We start from the raw sequence: 14,284 nt of genomic DNA, 5'->3' as shown, positions 1-14,284 counted from the left end.
TGGTCATTAAATATAGTCATTAAACATCATCAGTAGGCATAAAAAAAAGGAGCTCAGTGGCTCCTTTTTTTATACTAGACATTACTAAACATTATCGATTTGCTTTTCATCAATGGGCACAAGCTCAATCGCTGTTTTATCGGCATTCATACGAATCGACACCGTACCGCCATTGACCAGATCACCAAATAATATTTGCTCTGCCAATGGTTTTTTGATTTCATCTTGAATCAAGCGGTTCATTGGGCGTGCACCCATGAGACGATCGTAACCTTTTTCTGCCAGATAATTTCTGACCTCATCATCAATTTCAAGCACCACTTTTTTGTCATCGAGCTGGGCTTGCAGCTCAACCAAGAACTTATCAACCACAGATACAATGACATTTTGATCCAATGGGTTAAATTGAATGATGGCATCTAAACGATTGCGAAACTCTGGGGTAAACATCCGTTTCATCGCTTCACTATTGTCGCGGCTATGGTCTTGTTTGGTAAAGCCCATGCTGTTGCGACTGATGCTATCAGCACCGACATTGGTGGTCATGATCAGTATCACTTGTTTAAAGCTTGATGTACGGCCGTTATTGTCAGTGAGCGAGCCATGATCCATCACTTGAAGCAGTAAGTTAAATACATCAGGATGGGCTTTTTCAATCTCATCTAGCAATAGTACACAATGCGGGAATTGATTGATTTTCTCGGTTAATAAACCACCCTGATCAAAGCCCACATAGCCTGGCGGTGCCCCAATCAAGCGTGACGCCGTATGTGCTTCCATATACTCAGACATATCAAAACGAACCAGCTCAATGCCTAACAAATTCGCTAACTGACGACTGACTTCAGTTTTACCGACACCCGTAGGACCGGCAAACATAAACGAACCAATCGGTTTATCATCTGGTTTTAAGCCTGCACGTGACAACTTGATGGCATCTGCCAAGTTTTTGATGGCTTCATCTTGACCAAACACCAGATGTTTTAGGTTGCTTTCAAGATTTTGCAGCACCGATTTGTCATCCGTTGAGACTGATTTTGGCGGGATGCGCGCAATTTTTGAGATAATGTATTCAATTTGCGGGACATCAATCACCACTTCGCCATCTTGTTGTGCCGCATCAATTACTTTATTATCGGCTTCGCTTAACATAGCTTCAGGTTCGACAACACCATCTGCTGCATGGCTAGCATCCAAATCATCGACAAGTGCGTCTTCATCCACCACAGGCTGATTTGATAGCTTGTCATTTGCGACGGCATCAACGGATTGATTGCTGTCCACACTAGATTCAACCTGATTTTCAGCTTGTTTTTGCAGGCGAACAAATGCACCCGCTTCATCAATCACATCAATGGCTTTGTCAGGCAAAAAGCGTTCGTGAATGTGTTTTACCGCCAAATGCACAGCACTTTGTAGCGCCTGATCGGTATAACTTACGTTATGGAATTTCTCATATTGTTTTTTCAGACCGCGTAGAATATCAATCGTTTCATCAATCGATGGCTCGTTAACATCAACTTTTTGGAAACGACGACTTAAGGCATGGTCTTTTTCAAACACTTGGCGGTATTCGGTAAAGGTGGTTGAGCCGATACAACGCAGCTCACCTGATGCCAACGCAGGTTTGATTAAATTTGACACATCCATATTGCTGCTCATCGATGAGCCTGCGCCGATAATCATATGGATTTCATCAATAAATAAAATCGCATTGGGCTTAGCTTTTAAGGCATCTAATAGCGCTTTCATCCGTTTTTCAAAATCACCGCGGTATTTTGTACCGGCAATCAGGGCACCAATATCTAAACTATAAACCACACAGCCTGATAATGGTTTCGGTGCTTTGTCATTGACAATTAGCCATGCCAATCCTTCAGCAATCGACGTTTTACCCACCCCTGGGTCACCCACCAGTAGGGGATTATTTTTGCGGCGACGGCATAAAATCTGCGCGGTACGCTCGATTTCTGCTTGGCGACCAATTAACGGATCAGTGCCGCCCGTAGAGGCTTTTTGATTGAGATTAATGGTAAATTCAGTCAATGGGTCTTTATTAGCTTTTTCACCCGTTTCTTCAGTTTCAACACTAGTTAATTTGTCGCGTACTTTTTTGTCTTGGCCATGCGATAGGTACTGGGTTAACTCAAGCCGCGTAACCCCTTGTTTTTTAAGCAAGTATACCGCGTAGGTGTCATGCTCTGAGAACATCGACACTAGCAAATCTGAACCTTCTACCAAACGGCTGCTGGCAACCGATTGCACATGAAAAATCGCACGCTGCAAGATACGGTCAAAACTGCGCGTTGGTTGTGGCGAGTAATCTTCGTTGATATCGACCGTTGGGGTATGTTCATCAATATACTGGGTCAAATCTTTGCCAAGCTGATCCACATTGACTGCACAAGCCACCAAGGCTTCTACCGCATTTTCATTTTCTAACAGTGCCAATAGCAGATGCTCGACCGTTAAATATTCGTGTGCACGCTGTTTTGCGAGTGTCACTACCAACCGCAACGTGCTTTGTAATTCTAAACTTAACATAAGATGTCCTTAATACTTGTCACCGACGGTTTTTGATTTTGTCCTACTTGAAAAATCATGCGTTATCTAATTGATTGGTTTGACGTCGTTATTGCTATTGATGGTTATTTGCGTTGATGTTTTCTCAAGTTTCATTTGCCGTCACCTCAGCACCAAATATCTTATGGATATCTGGCTAATCATGCTAAGTTCGGTTAAAAGGAAGTAAAAATGAAAGATGACAAAATGGGAAAAATCAAAATCATTACGTTTAATATAATGACATTGCTAATAAATTCAAGTGATAAAACGTAGTTAATGGCGGGTTTTAAAATGGCAAAAAATTCAATGATGAATAAAAAATAGAAAGGAGGTGCCACCAAAAATAAAACGGGGTTAAATAGCAAACTGCCACTAACCTTGTGGTTCGATTTGACTCAGTAACGGATAGCCTGCCTGACGCGCTTCACGGTTGACGGCTTGGGCTTTGGTTTCTGCGATGTCCTTAGGGTATATACCGGCAATTCCTTTGCCTTGGTGATGAATGGCAAGCATAATACTGATAGCTGAATCTAGCGTATGTTTAAAATGATTTTGTAAAACATCCACCACAAATTCCATTGGCGTATAGTCATCGTTATACATGACCACCGCATACATCTGTGGTTTTTTAAGTTCAGGGTCAGCCAATAGCACATCTTCGACGGGGTCGGTATTTGGCTCGCCTTCTATGTCGGTCAAACGGGCTGGCAATGAATTTGGTGATTGGCTAAGTGGCTGTTTAGGGGACTGTGTTGGCAACCATGCCGGTAGATGCCAATCCATATTCGTGGTGGTTGGCTGTGATACGACTGATTGACGAGAAAAATTAAGCGTTTGAAGCATCATTAATTGAACATTTACCTAAGATTAGATTAAACATTGATTATACTACTTTGCAGCAGTCGTTGCGGCAGGTTTTTGCGTATTGGCTGTGCTTGCTACTGGCGTGCTGTCGGTCGAACTCACGGGTCGTTTATCCGCTTCAGGCGTTTCTTCAAGCGTATATGGCATGTTATCAATCGGTTGACCGAGTTGCCAATCATACACTTGCTCAGTTTTTTGGTTGCCGGCGGTTAATTCAAGTTTCACTTGTTTGGGTACAAAGTTTTTGGGCATCAAAAAACGCCCGCGAATTCTTGCAATCCCATGAATCGAATAACTATTGGGTTGCAATGGGACTTCGACCATATTAACTTCATCGAGCAAGGTCAATTTTGGAATCAGATTTTTTGGCTGATTTGACGGATCGACCATACCGACATCAAAGCGGTATTCATAGGCATTTTCTGGCAACGGTGCGATTTTTGCCCCGATGACTTGTAAACTCATACCGCCTTTTTTGGCAAGCGACGTGGTTAAGAATTGCTGACCTTGTTCAAGCTGTAAGTTAGTGACTTTTAAATCTTGAATATCGGTACGCAGTGCTGATAGGTTCGCCAAGCTGATATCACGCTCTTGCTGCGCGGTGGTTAATTGGCTTTGCAACGTATCGGATTTTAGCTTTAATGATTTGATGTTTTCTGCAGAGATTTCAAGACCTGCGGCGGTTTTTTTCGCTTCTTCAGCAGCAAAGCTTAAGCCGCGATGATAACCAATGCGTTGACCTAACGCCAGTGCAATGATGGCAACTAACAACAAGCTAACCCCAAACGCAATCAACCACCCAGATATTTTGTTGGGTTGGGTAATATAATTGCGTTGTGCTTCTGGCAAAGTTTGAGAAGAGTTATGATCTTCGGGCAAATCCATAGAGATACTCAAATTGAAAAACGATCAAAACATGGATAATCACAGTACTGATGATAGCTCAAAAAGGGTTGATGAATATGACATCCATTAAAGCGAATCCCATTATAAACAAAAATTATGATGAATTCAGCTAAATTTATTGACTGAAAAAATAATAAAGTTAGCCCATTTCATCATAGCGTCATATTTTTTTGGCTAAAAAAATAAGGCAATGCTTGTTATGGCATTAATATTTCTAAACAGGTTAACCATAAATAGCTTAAGAAAACAACTTATTCAAGAAATAACTTAAGGCACGACGGCAACCAACGCCAACCCTGTTTGCTCTGCGAGCCCAAACATCACGTTCATATTTTGCACGGCTTGTCCTGCCGCACCTTTGACTAAATTATCTTGTACCACCAAAATCGTCGCCATTGGGCTATTTTCTAGTGTTTGCACCGCAATTCTTAAATAGTTACTACCCCGTACACTACGGGTATCTGGGTACATCCCTTTTGGCATGACGTCTACAAAATATTCGTTTTGATAGCTGGTTTCATATAAGGATTGTAAATCCAATGCTTGACCTGCCGCCGTCAACCGAACATGAATCGTGGTAAACATACCGCGAATCATGGGTACTAAATGGGGTACAAAGCGGATATCATGCGGCTGAAAGCGCTTGCTTTGACCCAATATTTGGTCAATCCCTTGGGTAATCTCTGGAGCGTGACGGTGACCTGCCACGCCATAGGCGCTAAAACTATCCGAGGTCTCGCTAAATAACAAATTCATTTTGGCTTGGCGACCCGCACCTGAGACGCCTGATTTGGCATCAATAATAATCCAAGGTTCAATCAATGCCTGCTGCTGGCTGTTTTGGGCATCGATTAGCGGTTTTAACCCCAAAATCGCTGTGGTGGGATAACAACCTGGGTTGCCAATGACCTTGGCTTTGGCAATGGCATCACGATTGACTTCGGGTAACCCATACACAGCATCTTTTAAAATATCGGGGCAAGTATGTTCAAGTTTATACCAAGCTTCAAAATCTTGTAGCGACTGCAAACGAAAATCTGCCGCCAAATCGATGACTTTAGTGCCATTTTCGGTTAAAAATCTGGCATGCTTCATCGCGACGCCGTGTGGCGTAGCAAAAAATACCACATCACATTCTGCTAATTTTTTTTCATCCAAATCCGAAAATGTTAAATCGGTCACGCCCCGCAAACTTGGAAACATATCATCGACGCGTCTGCCCGCTTCTGAGCGCGATGTCAGCATCGTCACTTGTGCCTGTGGATGACGACTCAATAGTCGAATTAGCTCTACGCCAGTGTAGCCTGTGCCACCGACAATACCTACTTTGATCATGGTCGTCTCCTAATATTGTTATTAAAGTTTGTATTCATGCACCGCATCAATAAAAGCTTTGGCATGGTCAGGATTAACCCATTGGTTAATCCCATGACCTAGGTTTGCTATATAGCCTGTTCTGTCACCGAGGCTGTAGGCGTCTTGTAACATCAAATGCGTCTGCTGGCGAATATGCTCAGGCGATGCAAATAATGTCGCTGGGTCAAGATTACCTTGCAGCGCGATGCCTGTATGCCGCTTTTTGTGCAATTTGGTCAATGCTTTTTGCTGTTCAAAGACGATGCTGCGGGCTCTATCTAGTGGCATTGTCCAATCAAGCCCTAGCGCATCCGCGCCACTATGGCATTGGGTATCTAACCACAATCCGCCACCTTTGGTAAACAATACCACAGGTACCTCTGGGTATGTTGCTTTGATCGCCGCCACAATTTTAGTGTTGTAATGGTGCGAGAATTCAACAAACTGGCGATGCGCCAATGCCCCGCCCCAACTATCAAAAATTTGTACTAACTGCGCCCCCGCTGCTATTTGCGCTAGCAAATAATCAATCACGGCATCGGTGATTTTAGCGAGCAGCGCATGCAAGGTGTCAGGTTCGCCATACAACATGGCTTTGGCATAGCGGTATTCTTTAGAACTACCGCCTTCAATCATATAGGTCGCTAGCGTCCACGGACTACCTGAGAAGCCAAATAATGGCGCACGACCTGCCAGCGCATGACGAATACTGGTCACCGCTTTCATCACATAGTCAAGTGCATCTGCCATAGCGACAGTTGGCAAGGCTTCGACCTCTGCCATGCTTCTGACAGTTTTGTGAAATTTTGGACCTTCCCCTGCTTCAAAATACAGACCCAGACCGAGCGCATCAGGAATGGTTAAAATATCACTAAACAAAATCGCCGCATCCAACTCAAAACGGCGAAATGGCTGAATGGTGACTTCTGTCGCCAAATCGGTATTTTTGCATAGGGATAGAAAATCACCGGCTTGGGCACGGGTTTTTTTATACTCAGGCAAATATCGACCAGCTTGTCGCATCATCCACACAGGGGTCACATCCACAGATTCAAAACGCATGGCTCTTAAAATGCGGTCATTTTTTAACATCGGAAAGTTATGGGTCATGTCGTTGCCTTTAAAAATAATCTTGGGTAAAAATAATCTTGGATAAAATACTATTGTATCAGTCTAAAATTAGTTAAAGTTTTAAGTAAAAATTGTCGAAAATTATACGATAATCGCCATGTTATCACGATGTACCATCACGTGGCGTTCCTCATTTTTACCCAAAATCGCTTCGATGTCGCTATTGCGTTTGCGAGCGATGCGCTTAGCTTCATTTGATGAGAAATCCACCTGACCGACCGCGATACGTACCCCTGTTTTATCAACGCACTCCACCACATCGCCCTCATCAAAATCACCTTGCACTTCAATCACACCGACAGGCAATAAGCTTTTGTTATTTTTAATGATGGCATCCACTGCGCCATCGTCAATCACCAAGCGACCTGCCATACGCAGATGCGCGGCTAGCCATTGTTTTTTGGCAATGCGTTTATCATCGTCATTGGTAGTGAGCATCGTACCTAACGATTCCCCTTTGACCACGCGATTAATCACGTTATCGATGCTGCCGCTGACAATCACGGTGGGACAACCACCCATTGCCGCAAGCCTTGCTGCGCGAATTTTGGTAATCATCCCGCCACGACCCAATTTGCCACCATCTCCCGCCACGTCAAACAAATAATCTGCCATTGCCCGTTCGGTCTTAATCAGCTTGGCATCCGGGTTGGTACGAGGGTTATCGGTGAATACGCCTTGCTGGTCGGTCAATATAATGTATAAATCAGCTTTGACCATGGCAGCCACCATCGCACCTAGACTGTCATTATCACCAAATTTGATTTCATCGACACTGACGGTGTCATTTTCATTAATAACAGGCAGCACGCGCCATTCAAGTAGCTGATTTAACGTACTAGCGGTATTGAGATAACGATTTCGATTGGCAAGATCGTCATGTGTCAGTAGCAACTGCGCGCTTTGTACACCATACTGAATCAACGCCGACCACCAAGTTTCAATCAAGCCCATCTGCCCAATGGCAGCGCAGGCTTGCAAGGCTTGTAGTTTTTTGGGGCGTTCTTCCAAATTCATCCGCACCACCCCTTCTGCCACTGCCCCTGAGGATACCAGCAATACTTGATAACCTTCATTATGCAGCTTGGCGATTTGCTTCGCCCATTCATAAATTGCGGTGCGATCCAAGCCTTTGCCATTATTGGTCAGTAGCGATGAGCCAATTTTTACCACAATGGTGTTGGACTTAAGGGCTTTTTTAATTGAGCTAGGTGAGGCGGTGGCAGTCATAAGTTGGCAGTCATAATCAGTCAAGTGCAATTTTTTAATCAAATTAAATGCCATAATGGCTTGGCTGAGCATTGTAACAATTTTTACTGGGTTTATAAATGCTAATTCAATGCCGGTATCCGTTAAATATCACACGTTTTTGTCATATGCATTTCTATCCCAATCAAATAGCAACCATTGAAAAAATAAATTGACATTGTCAACTAAAAAATATCGACTTGAGGTGTTCTCAATTTGGATGAGGATAACTTGCTATCAACTTTGCTTTTATATAAATTTGCTCATCGTCATGTGCTACTGGGTTTATCAAATTTATGAAAAGAGCTGTTGTCACCACCTCCTCATCTTGTCTTGAAGCCCTTGGATTGTCGCAAGGCATGGACATTCTGCGCTTACACGTAAACATCAATAACGTTGATTTTATCGATGGTAAAAATATCACCAGTGAGCGTCTGGCAACCATCATGAAAACCAACCTCAAATCGGTGGCGAGGACATTTCCACCATCCATCCATGATATGCATCTGTTGTTTAATGATTTGATTGCTCGCGGGGTCACTGAGGTATTTGTTTGCGGCATCTCGTCCAAATTTAGCCAAACTTTGCCCATGCTAGAAGAACTCAAAGTACATTATGCCAATCGCCTTCACATCTTTGTGTATGACACCAAAACACTCAATATTGCTGAAGGGGCGCTGGCGTATGAGGCAAAAGTGTTGATTGAGCAAGGTGAATCGTTTGAAGACGTGGCAAAAAAGCTTGACGATTTGCGTCGTCGCAGTGAATTTTTATTTACCCTCAGCGACTTGGACTATATTATTCGCAACAAAAAATTGTCCGCCCCTGCTGCATTTGTTGCCAACTTATTTGATATCAAACCGATTATGCAAATTAATCAAATTGGTGAGATTGTCGCGGTAGAAAAAGTGCGCAAGCTTGAAAAAACCTTGACCACCATGGGAAAAACCGTCGAAAAATTTGCCGCAAATCAACCCGCGTTTATCTATTTGACAGATACGGGGCATCATGAAAGTACCGAATTTTTTAAAAAAATATTGGCGACGCATTTCGGTTGGCATGATTTACCCGTTATTCGCGTGTCCACCATTTCGCTCGCCAATCACGGCTTGATGGGAACAGGTATTGGGGTGTTTTATGGTGAATTACCCCATATTGTCAAAGCATTAAAAAAATGACCTATTCTTATCTAAATTCAGCTAATAAAAAAGGTTAGCCCGCGCTAACCTTTTTAAAGCTATTTCAATCACCGCTAAGGTGCGTAGACCACTTCCACGCCATCATCGTCATCGTAGTCGTCGTCATCAAAATCATCTTCATCCAATGCGCGACCTTCACGCTCAGCTTTACGTTTGGCACGATACGCTTCTTTTTGTTCTTCCGTATTGGCGCGCACTTCCGCTTCCAGTCGTTCAAAACGCAAACGCTGACTTTCAGCAAAGTCAGGATCGGTTTCTTCCAGCTCGCGCTCTTGCTCGATTTCGTTCATCAAATGCCAAACCACGGCATCAACCCCTTCCCCCGTGAGTGTGGAGGTACGAAAAACCATCCCTGTCCAACCAAGCTCTGCCACGATGTGGGTACAAAGTTGGTTTAATGACTCTGCGGGCACTTGGTCGATTTTGTTCAAAATCAAAATCTGTGGCAGTTTTGACAGCTCTGGCGAGAATTTTTCTAACTCATTAAAAATCACTTGGGCGTTTGCCACCGGGTCGCTACCATCAATGGGCTGTACATCGACAAGATGCAATAATCGACGGGTACGAGCGACGTGTTTTAAAAAGCGAATACCCAGTCCTGCCCCTTCAGAGGCGCCTTCAATCAGCCCTGGGATATCTGCCATGACAAATGAGCGGTGTTTACCCACATCCACGACACCTAGATTGGGTACCAAAGTGGTAAACGGATAATTGGCAACTTTGGGTTTGGCAGCAGAGACTTGACGAATAAAGGTGGATTTACCCGCATTTGGCAGACCGATAAGACCCACGTCAGCCACCACTTTTAGCTCAAATTTCAAGACTTTTAATTCGCCTGGAAAACCTGGGGTGGCACGTCGTGGTGCTTGATTGGTGGAGGTTTTAAAATGGGTATTGCCTTGCCCGCCGTCACCGCCTTTGGCAATCCTCGCCGTTTGCCCTTTTTTGGTCAAGTCCGCTAAGACCTCACCTGTTTCGGTATCAACCACGGTGGTACCGATGGGCACAGATAGATAGATATCATCCGCGCCACGACCTGAACAGTTTTTGGCACCGCCATTTTCGCCGCGCTTGGCATCATAGCGACGCGTAAAACGGTAATCGACGAGGGTGTTGGTGTTGTCGTCGCACACCACGTACACATCACCGCCTTTGCCGCCATCACCGCCATCGGGGCCGCCTTTGGGGACGTACTTTTCTCGGCGAAAACTGACGATACCATTGCCGCCGTCGCCTGCTTTGACTGTTACGATTGCTTCATCGATAAAACGCATTGAAGACTTTCCTTAAATTCTTGGATAACCAAATATTATAGCATGAATTTTAGCAAGAAAAATTTGAACAATCGATGTTTAAAATTTTATCCAATAAAAAACCGCCCAAACTTGAGCGGTCTTGTAGTCGTCCTTAACGCTTAGGCATTTTTTGCCATGGTTTCAGCGACACGCAATACTTGGGTGCTATAGCCCATTTCGTTGTCATACCATAGGTACATGACTGCACGGTTCTCTTGCGCAAGCGTAGATTTGGCGTCCCAAATCGCCACTTTTTCACAGCCCACAAAGTCGGTAGAAACGGCTTCATCCGAATCTGAGTAAGCAATTTGCGCTTGCCATTGTTCGCTCTCAGTGGCTTCTTTGATAAAGGCATTGAGTTCATCGCTTGAATTGACCGGGTTTTTGAAATTCAAATTCAAAATCGCAAGGCTCACGTTTGGCGTTGGTACACGTACCGAGCTACCTGACAATTTGCCTTTTAATTCTGGAATCGCTTTACTGACCGCTTTGGCAGCACCTGTGCTTGTCATCACCATATTCAACGTTGCAGCACGCCCACGACGCTCGGCTTTATGGTGGTTATCGACCAAGTTTTGGTCATTGGTGAATGCATGGATGGTTTCCATGTGACCGTTTTCAATGCCGTATTTATCGTTTAACAGTTTGAGCGTAGGAGTAATTGCATTGGTGGTACAGCTTGCCGCTGATACGATGGTATCACTGCCGATGGTGTCATCATTGACATTATAGACGATGTTTTTGATATCGCCCGACGCTGGGGCAGTCAATAGCACTTTTTTGGCACCTTTTGACTGTAAATGCTTGCCAAGACCTGCTTCATCTTTCCATTTACCGGTATTGTCGATGATTAGGGCATTGTCGATACCATAAGACGTGTAGTCGATTTCGCTTGGGTCAGCGGCATAAATGACTTTGATAAAACGACCGTTGGCGATGATACCGCTGTTTGCTTTATCCACCACCACTGAGCCATCAAACCAGCCATGTACCGAGTCACGCTCAAGCAAACTTGCACGTTTTTCCAAATCTGCTTCACCGGCTGGACGGACGACGATGGCTTTTAATTGTAAGCCTTTATCTGAGGCAGGGCGGCTCATCAGCAAACGAGCTAAAATACGACCGATACGACCAAAACCGTACAACACGACATCTGTCGCAGGCACTTCGTCACCGCTGGTAAAGCTGTCGGCTTGTTTGCCTGATTTGAGCGCTTGACCCAAGTCCACCGTAGTATGGCTTAGATTTTGGTCGTTTAACGCGGTGGCGAAAGCGAGTGTATCAGCGATGTTAAGGGCGTTTTTGTCATGATGAGCGATGATATCAACAAGATTTAGCGCAATGCGGTTGCCAAAAAACAACACGTTGACGCCTTTATTGGCTAGGGTATTTAGCTCAACTAATAGCTGAACCGCTTGGGCTTCTTGATTTTTGCGAGTAGTGAGGTGGTCTTGGTAGAGATTGGCAGACATAGTATGACCTTTTTTTGTGAAGGAAAAATAAAATCTGTGGAAAATGCAGCAAAAATAAACGCCTAAATTGTAACGGAATTTAGGCGTTTTAGCAATTTTAAAGCAGGGTGTTTCAACTACCTAGATTATCGGCTATTTTGTACGGTTTTTTGCAATTTACTGACATCGTAGCCTTGAGATTTTGCGGTAGCGACCATTGTTTGATAAGTGTCTTCATCCATCGTGGGTGTGCGTGACAAAATCCACAAGTATTTTTGATTTGGCGTACCCACCAACGCATGGCTATAATTGGGGTCTAAAGCAAGCACCCAATAGTCGGCTTTACCCACAGGCAACCAACGCAGTCCTTGCGGCAAGAAAGTAACTTTGAGTTTACTGCCACTGTCGCCATTTTTGGTGGCCTCACCAATGCTTTGCATGGGTTTGCCATCTTTGCCCATACATTGGTTATTGACTTCCACCTTGCCTGTCGCTTGTAGGGTGTAAGTGGCGGTAACATCACTGGCACAGTTCCGCTGAAAAAACATCGGTAAACGGGCGATTTCGTACCATTTGCCCGCATAACGGTTTAAATCGACACTTTGCACCGCCTGAGCTTTGCCAACGCTTGTGGGCTTGGCGGTTGTTTTGGTTGCGGTAGTTTTGGTGGGGGTGGTGGAGCAAGCACTCATCGCAAGCAATGTCCCTGCAATACCTGCCACTGCTAGCGTTTTTTTACTCATCAGTTTCATTGTGTATATCACCTTATTTTACTCAGTCTTACTGCGCATTAAAGTACTCATTTTAGCTCAAAATAAACGCTCAAACGGTGACTATTGGGGCATTTTTTGTCAGCCAGTTGTTACAACGAATGCGCTATTGTCAACCTGTTGGCTAGTTTTTATACCTTGTCGACCAATAACCGAATACCCGCGATTCCCATCGCCCCATGCTCATAGGCGGTGGCTAAATCTGCCTGCCCCACCCCGCCCAGCGCAAACACCGGCACATCACTAAGCTTTGCTAATTCGCCGAACGCTTGCCAGCCCATGCCCCCATTTTGAAAGGTTTCTGGGTGTGTCGGTGTGGCTTTCACCGGGGATAAAAAACAGCCCATGACAGTATGCGAGGTTGCCAAGGTATTTATTCTGCTTAGGCTATGTTGGTCATGGCAACTGGCAAAATAGCGATAATTTTTTGATAAGCTTGAGAAATCAAGCGTCATGAGTTGTTGGTGATTTAAATGTACCATGCCGTTTTTTAACCACGCATCTAATCGCTCAGGTAAGCACTTAAATAAGCACGCTAGTGTTGCATATTGAATAATCGGGGTGATATCCGCCCTTATCCTTAGTAAGCCATCAATCATAGCGGTGGCATTTTCATCGCTGGTTTGCGGGCGAAGATAACAATGGGCATCGTCGGGCAGTTTTTGGCTATAAAAATCAACCCACTTATCCACACCAATGAAGATATCTAAAGACTGCGTGATATAAATCGCATTGGGCAATTTTAACCACTCTAAAATGCGGGCATTGGCATCGGGCAGCGCGTACTGATTGGCGACCAAGTCTGACTGATGAACCCATGTGACGGCTTGACCTTCCTTGCCTTTACCTTCTTGCAAACCATCAAACTGCGCTTGACTCACTTCAACTTTAAAAACGTGCAATGCCACGGTTTTATCAGCATAATCATGGCGTATTACCCCCATTTTGACTGCGGTATTTTGCGCGATATCCAAGCCAATCTCTTCATAGACTTCACGGATTAACCCTTGTGTTGGGGTTTCATTTGGCTCAATTTTTCCCCCAACAAACTCATAGCGATTGCCTTGGTGTTGACTGGCATGGCGAAATCCCAGTAGATATTGATTGTTAAAATGTATCACCGCGACTGCCACATTGACGACTTTTGACATATTTTTCTCAAACTGTTGATTGTTACCCATTATAAAGCATTAAATTTGATGAAAAAGTGAAAAAAGTCACTTGACGACCCATTAAATATAAATGATAATCATTATCAATTAAAAACACTATTCGTCCATCTTACAGAGAAAAGGAGTATCCCATGCTACACTTATTAAATCGCGCTAATCTCACCCAACAAAGTTCCTTGCCTACGCTATATTCCAATCATTTATTTGCGCTGACCAAAGAGATTCGCATTCAGCATGACGGCGAAGAATACCGTCTTCGATTGACCCGTAATAACCGCCTAATACTCACCAAATAGTGACTTACCAAATAGTCCCCGTGAAATTGTT

The 14,284-nt window shown here is 44.1% G+C and carries 12 protein-coding genes; 2 read left to right on the top strand and 10 right to left on the bottom strand.

Translation table 11 applies throughout. The features are described from left to right. Positions 1 to 84: 84 nt before the first annotated feature. The 6 genes from clpA to proB form a co-directional block, all read right to left on the bottom strand. A complete protein-coding gene (gene clpA / locus RT422_RS06175; protein WP_076774081.1) occupies positions 85 to 2,544 on the bottom strand; it encodes an ATP-dependent Clp protease ATP-binding subunit ClpA in 2,460 nt (819 codons plus the stop codon). Positions 2,545 to 2,937: 393 nt separating this feature from the next. Further along, complete coding sequence (locus RT422_RS06170; RefSeq protein WP_239742729.1) at positions 2,938 to 3,411, bottom strand: ATP-dependent Clp protease adaptor ClpS; 474 nt, start codon at positions 3,409 to 3,411, stop codon at positions 2,938 to 2,940. Positions 3,412 to 3,453: 42 nt separating this feature from the next. Then, positions 3,454 to 4,314, bottom strand: a complete 861-nt coding sequence (locus tag RT422_RS06165; RefSeq protein WP_284034232.1) for a hypothetical protein — start codon at positions 4,312 to 4,314, stop codon at positions 3,454 to 3,456. A 288-nt stretch (positions 4,315 to 4,602) separates the two neighbouring features. Further along, on the bottom strand, positions 4,603 to 5,670 hold the full coding sequence (gene argC, locus RT422_RS06160) for an N-acetyl-gamma-glutamyl-phosphate reductase (RefSeq protein WP_313421664.1): 1,068 nt from the start codon (positions 5,668 to 5,670) through the stop codon (positions 4,603 to 4,605). 21 nt (positions 5,671 to 5,691) lie between these two features. Further along, positions 5,692 to 6,801 carry a uroporphyrinogen decarboxylase gene (gene hemE / locus RT422_RS06155; RefSeq protein WP_284034234.1) on the bottom strand — a complete coding sequence of 370 codons (1,110 nt, stop codon included), beginning with the start codon at positions 6,799 to 6,801 and terminating at the stop codon, positions 5,692 to 5,694. 102 nt (positions 6,802 to 6,903) lie between these two features. Next, complete coding sequence (proB, locus tag RT422_RS06150; RefSeq protein ID WP_313421663.1) at positions 6,904 to 8,052, bottom strand: glutamate 5-kinase; 1,149 nt, start codon at positions 8,050 to 8,052, stop codon at positions 6,904 to 6,906. A 314-nt stretch (positions 8,053 to 8,366) separates the two neighbouring features. Here proB and RT422_RS06145 point away from each other — a divergent pair, with 314 nt between their 5' ends. After that, complete coding sequence (locus RT422_RS06145) at positions 8,367 to 9,248, top strand: DegV family protein (RefSeq protein ID WP_313421662.1); 882 nt, start codon at positions 8,367 to 8,369, stop codon at positions 9,246 to 9,248. Between the two features lie 74 nt (positions 9,249 to 9,322). Here the strand turns inward: RT422_RS06145 and obgE are convergent, their stop codons facing one another. The 4 genes from obgE to RT422_RS06125 all read right to left on the bottom strand — a co-directional run bounded on the left by obgE (position 9,323) and on the right by RT422_RS06125 (position 13,966). Further along, positions 9,323 to 10,543: a GTPase ObgE gene (obgE, locus tag RT422_RS06140; protein WP_313421661.1), complete on the bottom strand. Its 1,221-nt coding sequence runs from the start codon at positions 10,541 to 10,543 to the stop codon at positions 9,323 to 9,325. Between the two features lie 140 nt (positions 10,544 to 10,683). Next, positions 10,684 to 12,036 carry a glyceraldehyde-3-phosphate dehydrogenase gene (locus RT422_RS06135; protein ID WP_313421660.1) on the bottom strand — a complete coding sequence of 451 codons (1,353 nt, stop codon included), beginning with the start codon at positions 12,034 to 12,036 and terminating at the stop codon, positions 10,684 to 10,686. Positions 12,037 to 12,161: 125 nt separating this feature from the next. Next, on the bottom strand, positions 12,162 to 12,767 hold the full coding sequence (locus RT422_RS06130) for a lipocalin family protein (RefSeq protein WP_312534503.1): 606 nt from the start codon (positions 12,765 to 12,767) through the stop codon (positions 12,162 to 12,164). Between the two features lie 149 nt (positions 12,768 to 12,916). After that, positions 12,917 to 13,966 carry an NUDIX domain-containing protein gene (locus RT422_RS06125; RefSeq protein ID WP_313421659.1) on the bottom strand — a complete coding sequence of 350 codons (1,050 nt, stop codon included), beginning with the start codon at positions 13,964 to 13,966 and terminating at the stop codon, positions 12,917 to 12,919. Between the two features lie 122 nt (positions 13,967 to 14,088). Between RT422_RS06125 and hemP the strand changes: the two genes are divergently transcribed. After that, entirely contained in the window at positions 14,089 to 14,253 is a 165-nt protein-coding gene (hemP, locus tag RT422_RS06120; protein WP_072092918.1) for a hemin uptake protein HemP, read from the top strand. The last annotated feature ends 31 nt before the right edge of the window (positions 14,254 to 14,284 follow it).

Source organism: Moraxella sp. CTOTU49803 (assembly GCF_032097965.1).
Taxonomy (GTDB): Bacteria; Pseudomonadota; Gammaproteobacteria; order Pseudomonadales; family Moraxellaceae; genus Faucicola; species Faucicola tetraodonis.
This window is presented reverse-complemented; position numbering and strand designations above follow the sequence as displayed.

Excerpts from the sequence above, each read along its gene's own strand:
- RT422_RS06135 (WP_313421660.1), bottom strand. The coding sequence starts at position 12,036 with ATGTCTGCCAATCTCTACCAAGACCACCTCACTACTCGCAAAAATCAA.
- hemP (WP_072092918.1), top strand. The coding sequence starts at position 14,089 with ATGCTACACTTATTAAATCGCGCTAATCTCACCCAACAAAGTTCCTTG.
- RT422_RS06170 (WP_239742729.1), bottom strand. The coding sequence starts at position 3,411 with ATGATGCTTCAAACGCTTAATTTTTCTCGTCAATCAGTCGTATCACAG.
- obgE (WP_313421661.1), bottom strand. The coding sequence starts at position 10,543 with ATGCGTTTTATCGATGAAGCAATCGTAACAGTCAAAGCAGGCGACGGC.
- hemE (WP_284034234.1), bottom strand. The coding sequence starts at position 6,801 with ATGACCCATAACTTTCCGATGTTAAAAAATGACCGCATTTTAAGAGCC.
- argC (WP_313421664.1), bottom strand. The coding sequence starts at position 5,670 with ATGATCAAAGTAGGTATTGTCGGTGGCACAGGCTACACTGGCGTAGAG.
- RT422_RS06125 (WP_313421659.1), bottom strand. The coding sequence starts at position 13,966 with ATGGGTAACAATCAACAGTTTGAGAAAAATATGTCAAAAGTCGTCAAT.
- clpA (WP_076774081.1), bottom strand. The coding sequence starts at position 2,544 with ATGTTAAGTTTAGAATTACAAAGCACGTTGCGGTTGGTAGTGACACTC.
- proB (WP_313421663.1), bottom strand. The coding sequence starts at position 8,052 with ATGACTGCCACCGCCTCACCTAGCTCAATTAAAAAAGCCCTTAAGTCC.
- RT422_RS06165 (WP_284034232.1), bottom strand. The coding sequence starts at position 4,314 with ATGGATTTGCCCGAAGATCATAACTCTTCTCAAACTTTGCCAGAAGCA.
- RT422_RS06145 (WP_313421662.1), top strand. The coding sequence starts at position 8,367 with ATGAAAAGAGCTGTTGTCACCACCTCCTCATCTTGTCTTGAAGCCCTT.
- RT422_RS06130 (WP_312534503.1), bottom strand. The coding sequence starts at position 12,767 with ATGAAACTGATGAGTAAAAAAACGCTAGCAGTGGCAGGTATTGCAGGG.